This is a genomic window from Marinomonas communis (assembly GCF_004363305.1).
GTDB classification, from domain to species: domain Bacteria; phylum Pseudomonadota; class Gammaproteobacteria; order Pseudomonadales; family Marinomonadaceae; genus Marinomonas; species Marinomonas communis.
In genome coordinates, this window is record NZ_SNZA01000001.1 from 1,299,256 (window position 1) to 1,317,170 (window position 17,915).

Annotated in this window: 15 protein-coding genes; 6 read left to right on the top strand and 9 right to left on the bottom strand. The window is 43.7% G+C overall.

Annotation, left to right across the window (positions count from 1 at the left end):
* Nucleotides 1–7: 7 nt before the first annotated feature.
* The 8 genes from C8D85_RS06095 to C8D85_RS06130 all read right to left on the bottom strand — a co-directional run bounded on the left by C8D85_RS06095 (nt 8) and on the right by C8D85_RS06130 (nt 8,591).
* Complete coding sequence (locus C8D85_RS06095; RefSeq protein WP_133560605.1) at nt 8–1,081, bottom strand: MJ1255/VC2487 family glycosyltransferase; 1,074 nt, start codon at nt 1,079–1,081, stop codon at nt 8–10.
* A complete protein-coding gene (locus C8D85_RS06100; RefSeq protein ID WP_133560607.1) occupies nt 1,078–1,593 on the bottom strand; it encodes a phosphatase PAP2 family protein in 516 nt (171 codons plus the stop codon). Before C8D85_RS06100 ends, C8D85_RS06095 begins: the two co-directional genes overlap by 4 nt.
* Nucleotides 1,594–1,737: 144 nt before the next feature.
* Nucleotides 1,738–2,304, bottom strand: a complete 567-nt coding sequence (locus tag C8D85_RS06105; RefSeq protein WP_133560609.1) for a hypothetical protein — start codon at nt 2,302–2,304, stop codon at nt 1,738–1,740.
* A 65-nt stretch (nt 2,305–2,369) separates the two neighbouring features.
* The gene (locus C8D85_RS06110) at nt 2,370–3,329 is read right to left on the bottom strand and encodes a phospholipase A (RefSeq protein ID WP_133560611.1); all 960 of its coding nucleotides are present in this window, start codon (nt 3,327–3,329) and stop codon (nt 2,370–2,372) included.
* A 37-nt stretch (nt 3,330–3,366) separates the two neighbouring features.
* A complete protein-coding gene (locus C8D85_RS06115) occupies nt 3,367–3,714 on the bottom strand; it encodes a 5-carboxymethyl-2-hydroxymuconate Delta-isomerase (RefSeq protein ID WP_133560613.1) in 348 nt (115 codons plus the stop codon).
* A gap of 34 nt (nt 3,715–3,748) precedes the next feature.
* Nucleotides 3,749–4,696, bottom strand: a complete 948-nt coding sequence (locus C8D85_RS06120) for a 2-hydroxyacid dehydrogenase (protein ID WP_133560615.1) — start codon at nt 4,694–4,696, stop codon at nt 3,749–3,751.
* 41 nt (nt 4,697–4,737) lie between these two features.
* Nucleotides 4,738–7,143 carry a putative bifunctional diguanylate cyclase/phosphodiesterase gene (locus C8D85_RS06125; RefSeq protein ID WP_133560617.1) on the bottom strand — a complete coding sequence of 802 codons (2,406 nt, stop codon included), beginning with the start codon at nt 7,141–7,143 and terminating at the stop codon, nt 4,738–4,740.
* A gap of 218 nt (nt 7,144–7,361) precedes the next feature.
* A complete protein-coding gene (locus tag C8D85_RS06130) occupies nt 7,362–8,591 on the bottom strand; it encodes an MFS transporter (RefSeq protein ID WP_133560619.1) in 1,230 nt (409 codons plus the stop codon).
* A 97-nt stretch (nt 8,592–8,688) separates the two neighbouring features.
* On the opposite strand from C8D85_RS06130, the gene C8D85_RS06135 reads away from it, so the two are divergent.
* Both C8D85_RS06135 and C8D85_RS06140 read left to right on the top strand, forming a co-directional pair.
* Nucleotides 8,689–9,576: a LysR family transcriptional regulator gene (locus C8D85_RS06135; protein WP_133560832.1), complete on the top strand. Its 888-nt coding sequence runs from the start codon at nt 8,689–8,691 to the stop codon at nt 9,574–9,576.
* A 138-nt stretch (nt 9,577–9,714) separates the two neighbouring features.
* On the top strand, nt 9,715–11,622 hold the full coding sequence (locus tag C8D85_RS06140; RefSeq protein ID WP_133560621.1) for a methyl-accepting chemotaxis protein: 1,908 nt from the start codon (nt 9,715–9,717) through the stop codon (nt 11,620–11,622).
* Nucleotides 11,623–11,674: 52 nt separating this feature from the next.
* On the opposite strand, the gene C8D85_RS06145 is transcribed toward C8D85_RS06140, so the two are convergent.
* The gene (locus tag C8D85_RS06145) at nt 11,675–12,253 is read right to left on the bottom strand and encodes an NnrU family protein (RefSeq protein WP_133560623.1); all 579 of its coding nucleotides are present in this window, start codon (nt 12,251–12,253) and stop codon (nt 11,675–11,677) included.
* Nucleotides 12,254–12,554: 301 nt separating this feature from the next.
* On the opposite strand from C8D85_RS06145, the gene C8D85_RS06150 reads away from it, so the two are divergent.
* The 4 genes from C8D85_RS06150 (at nt 12,555) to C8D85_RS06165 (ending at nt 17,888) form a co-directional block, all read left to right on the top strand.
* Nucleotides 12,555–14,114, top strand: a complete 1,560-nt coding sequence (locus tag C8D85_RS06150; protein ID WP_133560625.1) for a glucan biosynthesis protein G — start codon at nt 12,555–12,557, stop codon at nt 14,112–14,114.
* A gap of 11 nt (nt 14,115–14,125) precedes the next feature.
* Nucleotides 14,126–16,255 carry a glucans biosynthesis glucosyltransferase MdoH gene (mdoH, locus tag C8D85_RS06155; RefSeq protein ID WP_133560627.1) on the top strand — a complete coding sequence of 710 codons (2,130 nt, stop codon included), beginning with the start codon at nt 14,126–14,128 and terminating at the stop codon, nt 16,253–16,255.
* A 226-nt stretch (nt 16,256–16,481) separates the two neighbouring features.
* A complete protein-coding gene (locus tag C8D85_RS06160) occupies nt 16,482–17,090 on the top strand; it encodes an OmpW family outer membrane protein (RefSeq protein ID WP_133560629.1) in 609 nt (202 codons plus the stop codon).
* Between the two features lie 228 nt (nt 17,091–17,318).
* Entirely contained in the window at nt 17,319–17,888 is a 570-nt protein-coding gene (locus C8D85_RS06165; RefSeq protein WP_133560631.1) for a porin family protein, read from the top strand.
* Nucleotides 17,889–17,915 lie beyond the last annotated feature (27 nt).

The following is a 17,915-nucleotide window of genomic DNA, read 5'->3' on the forward strand; positions in this document are numbered from 1 at the left end:
ATGCTCCTTAAGAAGCTTCCATAAAAGGTTTCGGCTTATCAAACGTTACACCGTTTGCAGGTGTCACGGATTGCCATAGAGATTGGCTCAATTCCTCGATTGGCGTCGTTGCGCCATTCGCTACCCATTCCGCAATACCCTTTGCCACATTTGGAAATGTTACACGAACCACTTTGGCGTCATCCAGCCAACTGCTAATTACTTGAGATGACAATTGATAGGTCGCTTTGGCAAAGCCTAAATGCTCAAGAGCCACCACATTAGAGAGCTGCTCTACCTGACCGTGCAAAGGTTTCACCATGATTCGGCGCCCCATGTGCAGCGCTTCAGAATTCAATTCAAAACCCGCATTACAGAGCACAGATTGGCACTCATGCAAATTCTTTTGAAACCCCTCTCGACTAAAAGGGAATACTTCAACATTACCGTATTTTCCAGGCTCGATATCTTTACAGTGCATTCGAAAAGTATAATTAGGCACTCCTTCGAGCCACTCCATCACATCTTCAGAATTCTCAAACGGCAAATACACCAACACTTGATCATCCATAGCACCAGATTGGCTGTCTGCGTGCTGAATAATTGGCGGTAAGATTGGCTGATCGAAATGGTGCCAGTGTACCCCCAGTCCACGAGAAACAGGCGCAAACCAACTCATAATCCAAGTGCCAATTGCATCACCAGTGTACTTAGGTATGTCGTAGTGAAAAGCGTACTGATGCCCCACTCCAATGCATGGCTTTCCTTGTCGCTTTGCGGCCCATGCTGTAATTGGCTCAAAATCCGTTAACACTAAATCATACGAAGACAAATCAAGCGTATATATGTCTTTCAGTAAACGTATTAATTGCGCATTACGATACGTAGCAAGAAAACTGACTTTGCCATTTTTCGCGACAAACGATAGTCCAGGAAAGGTTCGATAATTTCCAAAGCATGCCATATCGAAGTAATCTTTTTGATCTCGCCCAGAGAAGATAAAGTCAACCTCAATCCCCAAGCGAGCAAGCTCCTCACTCATTGCTCTGGCCCTCGTAATATGGCCATTTCCCGTTCCCTGAACACCGTAAAGAACCTTCATGCGAATACCTCAAACGCTAACATGGCACAAGACGTTCCCAGTAACGCCCCCATCGCCGTGTCAGTTGGAAAATGCACCCCTAAAAAGATACGAGACATGCCAACCATCACCGACCAACTATAAAAACTAACGTAAAACTCAGGGAACCACTCACTTAGACAGTAGGCCATGAAAAAGGCCCCCGATGTATGACCTGAAGGAAAAGAGAATTGATCGGATGGACGAATGAAGCTGGTAAAATCATCCAGTATGTCTGCTGGGCGGTTGCGCTTGAAGCTACGTTTCAAAACAAGATACAGGAGCCGTTCCAAAGCAAAGCCTACCGCTATGATAAGCGTCCAAGTCGGATAACCAAGGGCCCAAAATGACAACCCTAACAACACGTATAAGGGACCATCGGCTGAAATCGAAACGATTCGGCTTACCCTAGTGAGTAGCTGACGTCGTTTGCGGGCCATCAACCAGTAAAAAGTCGTTACGTCCATGTTATGAATGCTATTCAGTATGTTCATACCTTTTCCACCTATACATGTCTTCTATAGTTTCAAATTAGACCGTTTAGGTGTCACTTTCATGGCAGGGTCATGATGCTTTTATGACAACAAAAAAGCGCCTGAATAGGCGCTTTCTCTAGATCTTGGTAGAACAAGAATGGATTACATTTTGTTCGCTTCTTTGAATTTAGCCATCAGCTCAACAGGCTTTTTCTTCTTATTCTCGCCGTTCAATGCGTAAACAACTGTTTCACCATTTGGGCCAGCAGCGATATCAGTGTAACGAAGTGGCACCTCTCCAACGAGACGTGCGTTGTTCATCTCTTCAAGTGACTGGAATACATAAATACGCCCTTCCATGCGCATTTCACCATAGAAATCTTCCGCGCCGTTCAGGTCACCATCGAACATATCGATGCTCGCAATGCCACTTGTCTTTTTCTTGTCTTCGTTGGTCAAGCCAAATACCAGCGTCTCACCTTTTGGGCCTTCGCCAATGCGCACTTTACGGTAAGATGTTTCACCAATTGCAAGAAAGTCTTCATACGTTGCACGATCATCGAATAAGTAAATTCGACCTTCATCATGAACTTCGTACAAGTCTTGGTTATTTAAAGACATTTCTGTTGCAGCCATATCTGAACCAGACTGTGTATTTGTACCAGCACAAGCGGTAAGCAGCAAAGAGGAAGCAATTAAACCAACAAAAGGTAGTGAACGTTTAGTCATGAGATATTCTCCTTAATGTAATTACCCATAACTTAACAATTCAATATTGCAAAAATATTGCATCCCTAAAGCCAGTTGGTCAGCATAAAGCCAATCCCGAATGAGCGAGTGTAGTTATCATAGTCTAGTAACGATTGACCATACCCCTCAAAGTATTGGGCATACCCTCGTACTTTCCCCCACATAGGGAAACTCACACCTAAGCGCACCGCACCTCGGTTAGTGGAGAAGTCTAGGTTATTTCTGAGTTGCAAATCGTAGGTCACATCATTAACAACGTGCACGAGCGTCAGTTCACCATGACCTAAGTACTTTTCGATATCTGGGTTATCATCATCAGCCTTAGATTCAGGTATACGATACCAAGGCTTGAACGATACAACCGTGTTGTCATGTTCAAAGACAAAATCTGCGAAAACACGATTCCAAGAACGTGAAAGAGGCTCTCCACGACCATTAGACTGATGATTAACACCAAAGTTTATATGGGTAAGTTTCGTGCCCAAAAACGTAAAATCTGTTTCCTTGGTTATGAAAGCTTCAGGTTCGTAACTCGTATCGCGAAAAGGCGCCGAGATTTTGCTGTTATATGCCTGCCAATAGGATTCTTGCGTGTAAGCAAACCATAGCTTGGAATCATCCCCTAATACTCCTTTGGCAACAGGAAACTTCATACTCACTTGGAATTTAAACTCTGTATCCTGCAGGGTGTCATTAGGGTTGGCACTGTTGTACAAGTCTCGATTGCCAGACTTTTGAGCATAGTAGACAGGCAGGAAGTAATTAGGTCGATGGGGCGTCAACACAAATGGGTCATTTGCTGTTCTTTCTTCTCGCTGCACTCGCTGCTCGACCATACCATTCGCTTTGCGAGCACGTTCCGCAATCGGCTCAGGTGTCTCTGGCTCCATCGTCGTCTCAGCAGCGTTATCTGTTGGCACTACCTGTGATACACCCTCTTGAGCCCAAGCTCCAGAAGCAACCCCCACCCCTAAAAGCAACCAATTCATTTGTCGCCACACCATCACTTACTCCTAGATTAGAACGCTTGCACTATTAACATTAGGCAGGAATAACCTTTTTAAGGTAACTCTCGCCATCCATTTCAACGATCTCGACAGAGAGACTAACTTGTTTTACTGAAAAACGGCTTAAAGCATCTAGGACAGACTGTGAAAGTTCTGATTTTTGATGTTTGCTTCTTCCTGGCAGCATTCTTACAGACACGTGAACAAACGCATCCTGAACGCCCCCTGTAATAAAGTGCTTGCAGGCAAAGGCCCTTAGTTTAATATCTGCTGGCTTAAAAAGTGCTGACTCGATACAGGCCTGCTGTACCGCTTCCATCCAATCTAAGGGCGGCACTTCCTGCTCTAAGTTCTGACTGTATTCAATAATACAATGTGGCATGAGGACTTCCTGTTTTTAACTTTGTGATGAAGTGTCAATATCCTAACTGTACATCAACCGTTGCAGGTAGCATATTCAGATGTCGATAATTGCGAATATTCTGTGCCACAATGGACACTGCACTTTCAACAGTTGTGGGTGCTGAGATGTGTGGCAAAACGGTAATATTTGGATGAGTCCAAAAGGTATGTGAACGCGGCAAAGGTTCATATTGAAAGACATCCAACACAGCATGATGAATACGCCCTACGTTTAACTCATGTAATAACGCATCTTCATCGACTATCTTGCCACGAGCGAAGTTAATTAGCTCAGCACCGGGCTTGAGTTTGGAAAGGTTTTCATGCCCTAGCAGCCCCTCTGTTTCCGGCGTCTGAGGCAAGAGACAAACCAGAATATCACTCTGAGAAAGTAAATCGTCAAGCCCATCTTGCCCATTTAAACACTCGACACCAGTAATATCTTTTGCACTTCGACTCCAACCTATGACAGAAAAGCCAAATTTTTTCAGTAACTTGGCCGATGCTTGACCTAACTCGCCTAAGCCTAGGACACCGATTTTTCTTTCAGGAGCTGGCACATAAGGCAAAGGATTCCAAACAGCTTTTGCTTGTTGCATGCGATAGTCTGGCATATTGCGATGTAAATAAAGTGACCAGGCTAAAACCGCTTCACTCATAGTTCGACTGAGCTCAGGGTCAATGAGACGTACAATACTGTAGTTAGGAGTCGCATTTCCTTGGAGTAACTTCTCCACCCCAGCCCAGACACTGTGGACCCAGACCAAGCCTGGTAACTGTTTTAAGTCATCTGGATTTGGGTTTGCAATAATAGCAATCTCAGCTGTTTGCTTTTGCTGTTTACTTAACTTTGAAAAAGGCGTTATTGATTCATTTGGTAAAGCAGATGATAGAGCTTTAACCCAGTCCTGTTCTTCCTGTGTATTAAGCGAGCTTACAAAAGGGATTATCACTGAGGTCATTCCTTTTTTCTTGTTGTTCATGATATGGCACATTCAATCAACTAAATAATTTCAATCGCACTATGTGATTCACAATAGGATTTAAAATCGTCTGCACACATTGGGCGACCGAATAAATAGCCTTGATAAGTGTAACATCCCATGAGTTTCAACTGCTTGAAATGCTCTTCGGTTTCAACCCCCTCTGCGAGGACATTGAGTGAGAGTGCGCTCGCCATGGCAATCACAGCAAGTACTATGGCGTAATCATCTTTGTCATGAATCAAGTCTCGAACAAAGGACTGGTCAATTTTCAGGCGGTCGATCGGCAAATCCTTTAGGTATTTTAAGGATGAGTATCCTGTCCCAAAATCATCGACCGACAAACTGATGCCTAAATCCTTCAATCGCTCCATTTTAGCCAGTGCACCATCAAGATCTGACATGAGCGTTGTTTCCGTTATCTCAATATCCACTAAGTCAGGGGAAAGGCCACTGGCATCCAAAGCGGCGACAACATATTCCACTAATTTGGCATGAGCAAACTGCATTGGGCTTACATTGATCGAGACTTTCCAAGTATCCTTCCATAAACCTTGTCGACGCCATAAAGCTACTTGCTGAGTGGATTTTTGTAAGACAATCCGGCCAATGTCATGAATCAGGCCAATTTCTTCTGCGACAGGGATAAACTCCATCGGTGAAATAAAGCCGCGTTCTTGATCTTGCCAGCGAAGCAGTACCTCAGCACCAATAATTTCGCCTTTATCATTATTTTGTGGCTGATAGTACACTTCAAATTCATCTTCTTTGAGGGCTCGATGTAATGATTTTTCCATTTGTAAACGAGCATCTGAAAGCGATTTCATATCATCTTGAAAAAAGGCAAAGGTATTTCTGCCTTGCTCTTTAGCTTTGTATAAAGCGGTATCTGCCTGACGAAGAATGGTTGCAGTTGACTCTTCTGAACCGTCAAAAAAAGAGATCCCCATACTGGCCGTCACATGTAAATCATGCCCTTCTACATGTTTAGGCTTCGAGCATTCTATCAATACTTTCTGAATAAAGTGATTGATAGAGACGTTGCTTTCTTCCATATCTCCACGTACACAACCCCATAGAAATACAAACTCATCACCCCCTACACGAGCAAACGTTGTATTAGGCGAAACCAACGGCATTATCCCATTGACTACTTCGATCAATAGTTGATCGCCAACATTGTGCCCTAGTGCATCATTTATTGTTTTGAAGCGATCTAGATCCAATATAATCAGTGCACCAAAGCCCCCTGGTTTCATATCATCCATGGACTTCTGGAGGTGGTCAGTCATCAAGGTTCTATTAGGTAAGCGGGTTAGCGAATCATAAAATGACAAGCGGTTAATGCGCTGCTGGGCTTCTTTGCGCTCAGATAGATCTCGCATCAACAATACAAGTTCAGTTTCGCCTTGTACTTCATATTTACTAATCCGGATTTCGACTGGCACCAGCTTTTGCTGATTGGATAAAGTGGTTTCAGCAGTCATGACTTGATCTACGGGCAGATCTTTTAATGAAGACTGCAATGACGTCCAAAAACTCCCCCCCTGAATCGAAGCAAGTGGTGCTGAAGTTAGTTCCTCTGCCGTTTTGTGTAACAATTTCTCTGCGGCACCATTGACCACTTGAATATGCAATGAATGATTCAAAACAACAATGCCATCTGCGGCATGAGTAATCATCGCTTTTGAATGTTGGTGACTTCGGTCCAAGGCATCTAGAGCTTTGGTTAAGCGAAGCCACAGTTCATTAAATGTATTTTTAAGGCGCCCTAACTCATCGTTTCGGTGCATAGCATTAAAACTGCTCGGCACAGAGACACCATTAGCTTCATCGACTCTTGCCAAAGACCAAGTCAATTGTTTAACCGGCCGAGTAACAATTGCATAAAACAAAAAAGATAAAAGCAGTGCTAACAGTATGTCTTTAACTAAGTTCTGGGCAAAAAGCTGTGTGTTTACACTAATGATCTGTTCTACCAAGTACCTAAGGTCGAGCTCCAACAGAATAGAGCCAAGAGGAAACTCAATTTCACTAAAGTTTAACTGTCGAGATACTGATAGCTGTTCCGCTAACAACCAACCAGCCACATTATTCGAAATGGACGGAGCAATAGATGGAGCTTTAGCTTGGGCAAAGACTTGTCCATTTTCATCAAAAACGGTCGCCTGCTGTATGGCTGGGTTATACAGCAGACTCTCTGCTTGCTGCTGAGCAAAAGTCGTATCTAAACGAAATAAGGCTTGGGATAAAGGTCGCTCAACGATAGAAAGGATATCGTTAAACTCTTTTTGAATACGATAAGGTTCTTGTTGCAGAGTCTGGTAGGCTTGCACAAAGCTGAGTGCGAAGCTCAAGACAACCGCTAACGCTAGGGTAGCGAGAGACTGCTTGATGTAAAGTGATCGATTTAATGCAGATATCATGCTTACCCTACAACCCAGTCTTCATGACAATAAAAGCAACTTAGCTAGAAATGTAAATCCTCATTCAAAATCGACTATACAGGGTTCATTGTCATATGCAAACCACTGTTATTATGATTTATCTCAGTAAGTTAGCGACTTATTAAAGCCTAAATTGCCATAACTGCTATAAATTTCCGTTATGGACAGATTGAGTTTCAGGGACCAAATATAAGCGACTACTTCGACATCAATGTACCAGCTATTGGTTTTACTCCTTCGTATGTCTCATTTTTTTGTTGGCGTCGAGACAATATGAAAGCGACAAATAGCACTCCAGCCAACACTAACCAGGACCCTAGTACAACAGCGCTCCAACCACCGTACTGCCAGAATGGATCTAGATAAAAACCACCCGCACTGGCTCCCAAATAGTAAAAGACTAAATACAAAGAGGACGCACTTGCTTTTGCTTGCTTGGCATTTTTGCTGACATAACTGCTTGCCGTGGAGTGACATAAAAAGAAGCCAAAGCAATTTACAAACAAGCCAATAATGATAGTTACCAAAGAAGGGTAAAGAGTCACTAAAGAACCCAACATAATGATTCCTGTGCCAATCATCATGATTTTAGGTTGGGACAAATAACCCGCTAGTTTACCTGAAAAAGCTGACCCTACCGTGCCACTCAAATAGGTCAAAAACAATAAGCTGACGTATTTGGCAGATAAACTATATGGGGCATCTTCGAGCACAAATGTTATGTAGCTAAATTGGTTGATAAAAATGAAGAAGTTCAAACCACCAATTACATAGCACATAACTAGAACAGGGTTACGCATGTGCAGAGTGACATTGGTCACTAATGTGCGAACTAAAAAAGGCTTAGCTTGAAAATGCTGAGATTTAGGCAGCAGTACCCAAAACAATAGGAAACAAATAAGGCTCACAACTGCCATCGTAGTAAATGCTGCAGAAGGCCCTTGCCACTCGCCAACAAAACCACCTATAAGTCGCCCGCCTATTCCACCAAGGGTATTACCACTGATGTACAAACCTACAGCAAGCGCCATGGCATGAGGTGTGTATTCATCTCCAAGATATGCTACGGCAATAGCAGGCAGACCCGCTAAGAAAAAGCCCTGTATAGCACGCAGCAGCAACAGAGTGCTGTAATCGCTCGCAAGGCTCAGAGCATATGTTGTCAAAGTCACACCGAGAAGCGTCAATACCATAATTTTCTTACGGCCAAGCGCATCAGATAAAGGACCATAAAAAAGCAACGAAAGACCGAGTGTTAAGGTGGTAATCGTAAAACTACTTGCAGCTTGAAGCTCGCTGATATCATAGGTTTGCGCAATCATTGGCAACAGTGGCTGGGTGACATAGACATTGGCAAACACCATAAAAGAGCCAATTATCAGTGCCAATGTACCTCGCCAAAATGCCCAACCATTCGATTCGATCAATGCCTTCACCCTATGTGCAATTACTTTAAAAGCACTATACGCTGACGCTATCCATCAATAAAATATATATAAATTATCATTTGGATCAAAAGTTTTGATTGAAATAAAACCGCTACGCTATTTTTTAAAGGTTGCAGATACGCTCAGCTTTACCAGAGCCTCTGAGCAATTATTCGTGGCCCAGCCAGCTATCAGTATGGCCATTAAAAAACTTGAGCGTGACTTCGACGTGACTCTTTTTCATAGGCGAGACAGAAAGATAAGCTTAACCGATGAGGGACGAGTGCTTTACGAGCATGCAAAGAAGCTGGTTCAGCAAGCCGACCAGACACAACTCGCAATGAAAGAACTGAGTGGCCTCAAAACAGGAGAGGTTCGGGTTGGTATCCCAAGCATGCTTGGCTCTTACTATTTTCCCCCTATCCTGATGGCCTTTCGACATCGTTACCCTAACTTGACCCTTCAAGTGATTGAGGGAGGCACATGGAAGCTTCAACAAATGTTAGAGAATGGCGAGATCGACCTTAGCGTCATTGTTGCTGAGGCACCAAATGAGTCACTGGAAACTCGGGCACTTCTCAAAGAACAAATGTTGGTCACTTTGAACCATGACCACCCCTTCGTAAAGCACCAAAGCATCTCACCTGAACTCTTTTTTCAAGAAGAGCTGGTGATGTTTAAAGAAGGCTATTTTCACCGACGTGTCATTGACCGATTGGCAAGCCAACAAGGCATCAAACCAAACATTGGCTTTGAAACCAATTTGATCCCTCTTATCAAATCGATTGTGAAACAAGGATTTGGGATCACAACGCTACTAGGTATGGTGATCGAAGAGAATGATGAGCTGGTAACAAGACCGTTTTCAGATGAAGTTTGGCTAGACATCAACATTGCTTGGCGGAAAGACGGCTATTTATCCAAAGCTAATCGAACGTTTCTACAGTTCTTAATAAGTGAGACCGAACAAAGCTCCTCAACTTAGTTTTAGCCTGAATCATGAGAGATCGGGAGACAGTGAAAATAGTTTATTAAACAGTATGTAAAGTTTTGTGTCTTTTCTTTATATTTAGCGGCTAAACTATTAATGCGACAGTTCACCCTTCAAATTAAGGAATAGTTAATGCGTCTTTCTCTTCAGAGTAAAATCACGCTGCAAAGCATCCTAGCCATACTTATTGTCTCCATTTCTGTTGGTTGGCTTGCTTACAATAAATTCTCTAGCGCTAATCAAACCAGCATGCTGTCAGAGTCTGAATCTCAAGCATCAGCCATCAATGTCTACTTGACAAACTGGTACTCAGACCGGGAGTCAACTATGGCAACGGTCAAAAAGCATCTTGAAAAGTCTTTAGTAAATCAAGAAGAGAACGAGGATGAGATTCTCTCAATTCTTCAGCAAGCACAATCCAGTTTAGGGTTTGGTATGACGTTTCTAGGGCTGGAAAATGGCCACATGTACCGACATGATCCAAGCCTAAACAGTGCTGATTATGATCCTAGAGTACGCTCTTGGTATAAAGATGCCAAAGCGGGAAAACAGTCTTACGTCACCTCGCCTTATATTTCAGCATCGACGAAAAAGTTATCCATGACATTTGTTGAGCCCATTTTTGTTAAAGGTCAATTCGTTGGTGCCATCGGTGGACTCGTCTTTTTGGATGACTTGCTTGACCGAATTCTTGAACTAAAAGTACTCGGTGACGGTGAGTTAATGCTGCTAAGCAGTTCAGGAGAAGTTATCGCTCATCAGAATAAAGAATTTATTCAAAAGAAAATTACAGAGTTAGATTACCAACTTAATCAGAGTGACCTTAACCAATCACAACAAAACTCTATATTTAAAGAAGTGAAAGTTGATGGTGTTGCTAAGTTTGCTTACTTACAAAACCTTACCAAGGCTGACTGGACGTTAGTGCTTGTTATGGACAAAAGTAAGTTGATGGCTTCGATTAATGATTTCGCCACTTCTGCTGTCCTATCAACAGTCGTTCTATTGGTTATACTATCTTTAGTGGTTTTCAAAGTAACTCAATGGCTATTGAAGGATTTAAGAACTGTCACCGCGCGCCTTCAGGACATCGCACATGGCGAAGGCGATTTAACCGCGCGCATCTCGGTCAACAGTCAAGACGAAGTGGCGGCCCTAGTAACGGCTTTTAACCAGTTTGTCGAACGCCTGCAAAAGACCATCAACAATATTAAGTCCATTGAAAATAAAATCACCCAACAAACTGACTCTATTAATAGAACATCTGAGCACAGTCACAGCCGACTTGTAGCACAACAAGACAGCATCACCATGGTGGCAACAGCTGTTCATGAAATGGCTCAAGCGACTCAAGAGATCGCAGACAATGCACTCGAAACCGCCCACAATGCTGACAATGCAGTGTCATCAAGTGAATCAGGGCAGGCGCAAATTGACACCAGCCAGAAAAGTATTCAAAAGCTCGCTCAGGAAGTTGGTGCGGTTTCAGAAGTTATTCAGCGTGTTAGCCAAGACGCTGAAAATATTAACTCCATTCTCAATACGATTTCTGATATTGCTGAGCAAACCAATCTATTGGCGCTGAATGCTGCAATTGAAGCGGCTCGCGCTGGCGAACAAGGCCGAGGCTTTGCCGTCGTTGCAGATGAAGTTCGCGTGTTGAGCCAGAGAACCTATAGCTCGATTGAAGAAATTCAAAAAATGATTGAGAACCTACAGAGCAGCAGCGGGCATGCCGTAACCCAGATCCATAAAAGCCATGAGCAAGCCGAGAAAAGTGTGACGGACATTCATGCAGCTCGAATGAGTTTTGATGAAATCAAACTTCTCATTACCAGCATCAGTGATAGAGCCACTCAAATTGCCAGCGCGACAGAAGAACAAACCAGCGTGACAAAAGGAATTAGCCAGAACACAACGGAAGTTGATGAAGGGGCTCGCGAGATGGTGACGTTCGCGCAACAAAATGCTGAAACGGCCAACCAGTTAGCTAACTTAACGAAAGAGTTAAACGAAAATATCCATTATTTTAAAAGCTAATATGCTGCTCAGGTCGAAGCAGGGTTGTTGAAAACAACCCTGCTTTCATCTTTTAGGCAAACGGTGCCACACCAATCAGCCATGCATGTAAGTGGAAAGCAACAATATAGTAAGCGATTAGGCTAAGCACCACGGCAAGCAGGTCAAACTTAAAATCAGGCGCTTGATAAACCACCTCCTCACTTCTCATTCGGCGTTTAGAGATCACGAAATTTGTGACCGCCCACGCTAGGAAGCTACCAAATAAGACCACATCAGCTGTAGTACCATTGCTAATCAAGTGCGCAAAAGCCCATAGCTTAACGCCCACGACCACTGGTACGCCAATTCGAGACTTCGTTTTACTGTATGGCATGGCCGCTACAATCATGTAGAAAAATGCAACCAACACCAGTAACGCAGCAACATGGCGGGTCCATACAGGAGGAAACCAAAGCCACTCGGCACTGTATCGTGCGTAACCGTACCCCATAATCGTAGTCATCAAGCCGATAAAAGCCACTGCCGCATGCATAAGCTTCCAATTTTTGCTGCCCAGTTGCTCAATCATAAATTGACGCCATTCTGGTGCGAACAAGCGTATTGAATGAATGCCAATAAACAGAACTAACCCTACGAGCAACAACGCCATCTTTCTCTCCAAATCTAGCTAAAAAAACCTCTAATACATCCATCAAACAGAGTGCAGAAGAGCAACAATGAGTGCATAATCCGCCATGTTTGATGTCATATTTTCTATATTATTCAAGCGATTATACAGTCTTTACATTATACGGATGCGACTATCTCACATTTCGTTTTCTTTGCAATTTCCCGACAGCAAAATCACATTATCCGGCCAATTTATCATTATGATTAATGACTATGGTCAGATGAGTGGCTCTTACCAAAATCCCTAGAAATTTATTTTAATAAGCGAATAACGAACTTATATGCTGAAATTTTCAACGTTAACATTACCTGTGATCGCGAGCTTAGCATTATCAAATGCATCTTGGGCAGAAGAAAGCTTGCCAAGCACTAATGAAAACAAGGAACAGACCTCCAACTTAGTGTCATCAGAGCAAGCTGGCTACAGCTTCTCTCGTCAAACCGTTATCGATTTAGCGAAAGCACTTGCTGCAGAGCCGATGAAAGCGCCCCAGAAAGCAGCCCCCGAATTAATTAACTTAGACGCCGATACCTATCGCCAAATTAACTTTCAGCAAAACCAAGCGGTCTGGGGAGAAGCTCCAACACAGTTCTCTATTCAATTATTCGCGCCGGGGTTTCTGTATCAAGATCTAGTCGAAATCGATGCGGTTGAAAGCGGACGAGCTTATCCCATCAAAGCCACTACCGACTCCTTTGTCACCCCAAATGAAAACATAGGTAAGCTGATTGCGGAACTGGGAAAATTCGCAGGATTACGTTTGCACTACCCCATCAACACCGATGATAAGAAGGATGAATTTATTGTCTTTCAAGGTGCCAGCTACTTTCGCGCTATTTCCAAAGGCCAAAAGTATGGCGTTTCAGCCAGAGGGCTCGCGGTTGATGTCGCACAGCCTAAAGGGGAAGAATTCCCTATGTTCCGCCACTTTTGGATAGAGCGACCTTCAAGCTCACAGCAAGCGATTGTTGTGCACGCTTTGCTTGACAGCAAAAGTGTTACCGGAGCTTATCGATTTGGTATCTTCCCCGGATCACCAACACGAATCGAAGTGGAATCCACGCTATTCCCGAGAAAGGATTTAGCCCATGTTGGTTTAGCACCTTTAACATCTATGTACATGTTTAATAATACGATGGACGATTCCCCATCAGCTGACCACCGTGCAGCAGTACACAACTCAGAAGGTCTACAGATTCAAACAGGACAAGGGGAAATGCTATGGCGCCCATTGACTAACCCAGACAAACTACAGATTAGTGCGTTTATGGATGAATCGCCACAAGGGTTTGGCTTGATTCAGCGCCAGCGACAATTTAGTGCCTATCAAGATTTAGAAGCCCTTTATCAGCGCCGCCCTTCTATCTGGGTGAAACCAATGAATGACTGGGGCAAAGGCCATATTGAGCTGGTTGAAATTCCTTCTCAGTCTGAAAGTAACGACAATATTGTTGCTTACTGGCAACCAGAAGCGCCCCTTAAAAAAGGTCAACCTTTTGAATATTCATACCGCCTGACACTCACTAATGACACGCCAGTATTATCGGGACAACCGCACATTGTTCGCAGTGCGGTAAACAAGTCTTCATCTGAGCCCCAATTGGTAATTGATTATGAAGATTTGAGCGTATCAACGCTTGAGAGCCTTCAAGTAGATGCCAACATCAGTCAAGGCAAAATTGTTGACACTAAATTGGTTGCAAACCCTTATCAGCAAGGTGTTCGAGCTTTTGTCACCTTTGACCCAGCAGAAGCCGACACGGCTGAGATTAGGTTGCAGCTAAAACAAGACAATAAACCACTCGCGGAAACATGGTTATATCGATGGACGGGAGAATGATGGATCATAAAATGAAACACTCAACAGGTTATGCTTTACCCAAAGACGCGGTACTCGAAATGCCAAGGCATGGGGTCAATGAGCAGAGAAAGGACTCAAAAAAGCAGCAACAGCGCTTTTTTATCACAACCATACTATCTAGATTATTTGTACTACTTTCTACCGTGGGACTCTCTGCTTACGGCGCGAAGGAGATGTATGAGGTACTGAGCACCAACCACATTACTTGGTTACAGTGGTTGTTTCTTGGGCTTTTCTGTATCAACTTCACTTGGATATCGTTCGCTTTTAGTCAAGCGACTCTCGGCTTGCTATTCAAGTTGTCACCCTTTCGCAAAAAACGCTTGGAAGCTGAACCCAACGGCGTTACCGCAATATTGTTGCCAGTTTACAATGAAGATCCTATGCGGATTCGAGCTAGCATTGAAGCCATGCAGGAAGACCTATTGGAGAATGCGCCAGGTAAGTTTGCCTTTTTCATTCTGAGTGATACCAATAGAGCCGAAAATAGTATTCGCGAAAAACAAGCCTTTCATCCGATTATCAATAATGATCAGACTGGTTGCCCTATTTACTATCGCCGCCGCTTTAATAATGCCGAGCGAAAAGCGGGTAATGTTTCAGACTGGGTAACCCGTTTTGGCGCTGAATATGAATGCATGATTGTACTTGATGCGGATAGTTTGATGAGTGCTGAGTGCTTAATCTCTATGGCTCGCCGTATGGCGGCAGAACCAACCCTAGGCTTAATCCAAACACTTCCAACGATTATACGTGCCGATACGCTCTACAGCCGAATTCAGCAATTCGCCAATCAATGTTTTGGACCAATTTATGCTGCAGGATTAACAACTTGGCACGGTAACGCTTCGAATTTCTGGGGCCATAACGCCATTATCCGAACTCGCGCCTTCGCTGAAGCTTGTGGTTTACCCATCCTTCCTGGTAAAGCACCATTTGGCGGCCATGTCATGAGTCACGACTTTATAGAAGCAGCACTCTTACGCCGAGCTGGATGGGGCGTTCGCTTTGACACCGATTTGCAGGCCTCGTATGAAGAGGCGCCGCCATCACTTATTGACGTCATGGTTCGCGACCGTCGTTGGTGTCAGGGAAACTTGCAGCACAAAGCATTTGTTCCAGCTAAAGGCCTACACTTCGTCTCTCGAATGCACTTGATGACGGGCATATTCTCCTACTTCAGTGCTGTTTTTTGGTTTGCACTAATTGCCGTCGGTTTTGCTCTTGCGGTGCAAGCCCACTTTGTCAGACCTGAGTATTTTAACAATCTATCGCTTTTCCCAACTTGGCCGGTATTTGACTTTGAAAAGGCACGCTCGTTATTCATTGTCTCCATGGCGTTAGTATTAGCCCCTAAGTTTTATGGCTGGGTTAATGCGATGCTACATTGGCGTGTTTGCCGTCAGTTTGGCGGGCCGATTATGCTGACCATAGATACACTGCTGGAAGTGCTCATTTCGGCCCTTTACGCACCTATTTTGATGTTCTCACAATTTTTAGTTGTAGTAGACGTATTAAAAGGTCGAGACAGTGGCTGGAAGCCGCAGTCCCGAGATGACGGTGCGAACCGCTGGCCTGAGGCAGCACGTGCGCACATTTACCATACATTGTTTGGTATGTTACTTGCGGCCAGCGCCTACTTTTTGAGCCCACAACTATTTTATTGGTCACTGCCCATTTCATTTGGATTGATTTTCTCAATCCCTCTTTCTTGGTTAAGTGGTGGCTCTAAACGAGGTAACTTGCTCGCTAGATTGGGTCTGTTGAAAGGTCCAGAGGAACGTAGGCCAAGCAAAATCGTAAGCTTGTTAGAGCAACATATTTCGAAACTCGAGCATCACGCAAGCAGCTCTAATACTCTAAAAGACTATGTCGATAACAGAGAGTTTTACTATTGGCACCTTGCTCAACTCCCAGAGCTTGAAAACAAACAGTTTGATAGACATAAAGTCTGCGCTGCATGGCAAATCGAGCACAGTGACTCTATTGATGCGCTTTATGAACACCTGAATGAACAAGAGTTACTGTCTATTCTCAAGCATCGATCTTTATTTTTGCGCTTACAGAAGTTTTTACCAGAAACCTCTGACAACGCCCATCATGGTTCTGCACTCGCATAAACGCAAGCCAGCCACTGAATGGTGGCTGGCAATCTCCATTCGAGCATAATTCAACACTTTTACGCGTAAACCTCTGCAGCGACACCATTTTCATGACATAGATTAATAGAATCCATGTATCCATCGCACGTATCTTTCAAAAACTAACCTAGATCAATTTCTTTTCTTGAGGTCGGCGTATGGTGAGCACATCTTATTTGATTTGCACCCACCAGGAGACATGGATATGAAATCTGTAACTAAATTCGCCCTACTTTCCGCTGCACTTGTAAGCGCCCCTCTAGCCATGGCACACGAAGCGGGTGACATGTTTATTCGTGGCGGTTTGGTGAATGTCGTACCAAACGAAAGCAGTACAGGTCTAGACCTAGGCGTAGAAAGCAATGTTCAAATTGGTTTAACTGCTACATATATGTATTCTGATAATGTCGGTATCGAGCTACTTGCAGCAACACCTTTTACACATGACGTTACACTAGCAGGCGCAGGTAAAATTGGTGAAGTATCTCACCTCCCACCTTCTTTAATGGCTCAGTACTATTTCGGTCAAGCAGACAGTGCGGTACGTCCGTATGTTGGTGCAGGTCTTAACTACACAGTGTTCTTTGATGAGAAAACTGAAGGCGCTATCGCTGGTACTAAACTAGATCTTGACAACTCATTTGGTCTAGCCGTTCAAGCAGGTGTTGATTACAGTCTATCTGAAAACTTGTTCTTAAACGCTTCGATTTGGTACATGGACATCAATACGGATGTAAAACTTAATGGTGTGAAATCTGCCGAGTTGGATATCGATCCAGTAGCATTTATGGCAAGCGTTGGTTACACATTTTAATCTAGCCAAATAGTCGATTTCCCCTTTGAAGCCTCAACTTTTGGTTGAGGCTTTGTTATTTTTATCTGTCAAGAAAGCCCAAATCCTACGCCCTATTTGACAACTTATTGCACCTAAGCAGAACAAATCGCACAGCAAAATTGAAGTTAGCGCCGCTTGTATTTACTCCCAAACCAATCCGATCAACACTGAACTCGTTCTTACAAATTGGTCACAAGGAGTAATACTATGAAAAAAGTTATGCCAATCATTGCTAGTACCATTGCCCTTTCATCATTCGCTGGAATTGCCCACGCAGAAGATTGGAGCACAAACGAAAGCGGTCTCTACATTGGTGGTAACTACGGCTACTTAAAAGTCGATAGCGATGACGACTTTGATGACAATAATGATGTATGGCAAGGCCTTATCGGTTACCGTTTTAATGAATTCTTCGCTCTAGAAGGTGGTTATACTGATTTCGGTTCATACGGCGGCAATCTCGCTAATGCTGAAACCGACGGTTACAGTGCAGCGGTAAAAGGTATTTTACCTTTAACAGATTCTATTGAGTTTTTCGCCAAAGCAGGTCAAATCTGGTACGACACAGAATATTCTGTAGCTGGCGTAACGGGTAGCTCAGATGACGAAGCATTGTTCGCAGGCGCAGGCTTAAACTTTAAACTGTCTGAGCAGTTACTGCTTAATGCCCAATATACTTGGTACGATGCAGAGCTAAGTGCTGACGACTTAGACGAAGACAGTGACTTTGACACTAACTTTAACCAAGCGAGTGTTGGTGTTGAGTACCGCTTCTAAGCAACCCATCAAGCAATAAAGAGGGCC

Coding starts and splice junctions, on each gene's coding strand:
- C8D85_RS06095 (WP_133560605.1), bottom strand. CDS start 1,081: ATGAAGGTTCTTTACGGTGTTCAGGGAACGGGAAATGGCCATATTACG.
- C8D85_RS06100 (WP_133560607.1), bottom strand. CDS start 1,593: ATGAACATACTGAATAGCATTCATAACATGGACGTAACGACTTTTTAC.
- C8D85_RS06105 (WP_133560609.1), bottom strand. CDS start 2,304: ATGACTAAACGTTCACTACCTTTTGTTGGTTTAATTGCTTCCTCTTTG.
- C8D85_RS06110 (WP_133560611.1), bottom strand. CDS start 3,329: ATGGTGTGGCGACAAATGAATTGGTTGCTTTTAGGGGTGGGGGTTGCT.
- C8D85_RS06115 (WP_133560613.1), bottom strand. CDS start 3,714: ATGCCACATTGTATTATTGAATACAGTCAGAACTTAGAGCAGGAAGTG.
- C8D85_RS06120 (WP_133560615.1), bottom strand. CDS start 4,696: ATGACCTCAGTGATAATCCCTTTTGTAAGCTCGCTTAATACACAGGAA.
- C8D85_RS06125 (WP_133560617.1), bottom strand. CDS start 7,143: ATGATATCTGCATTAAATCGATCACTTTACATCAAGCAGTCTCTCGCT.
- C8D85_RS06140 (WP_133560621.1), top strand. CDS start 9,715: ATGCGTCTTTCTCTTCAGAGTAAAATCACGCTGCAAAGCATCCTAGCC.
- C8D85_RS06145 (WP_133560623.1), bottom strand. CDS start 12,253: ATGGCGTTGTTGCTCGTAGGGTTAGTTCTGTTTATTGGCATTCATTCA.
- C8D85_RS06150 (WP_133560625.1), top strand. CDS start 12,555: ATGCTGAAATTTTCAACGTTAACATTACCTGTGATCGCGAGCTTAGCA.
- mdoH (WP_133560627.1), top strand. CDS start 14,126: ATGAAACACTCAACAGGTTATGCTTTACCCAAAGACGCGGTACTCGAA.
- C8D85_RS06160 (WP_133560629.1), top strand. CDS start 16,482: ATGAAATCTGTAACTAAATTCGCCCTACTTTCCGCTGCACTTGTAAGC.
- C8D85_RS06165 (WP_133560631.1), top strand. CDS start 17,319: ATGAAAAAAGTTATGCCAATCATTGCTAGTACCATTGCCCTTTCATCA.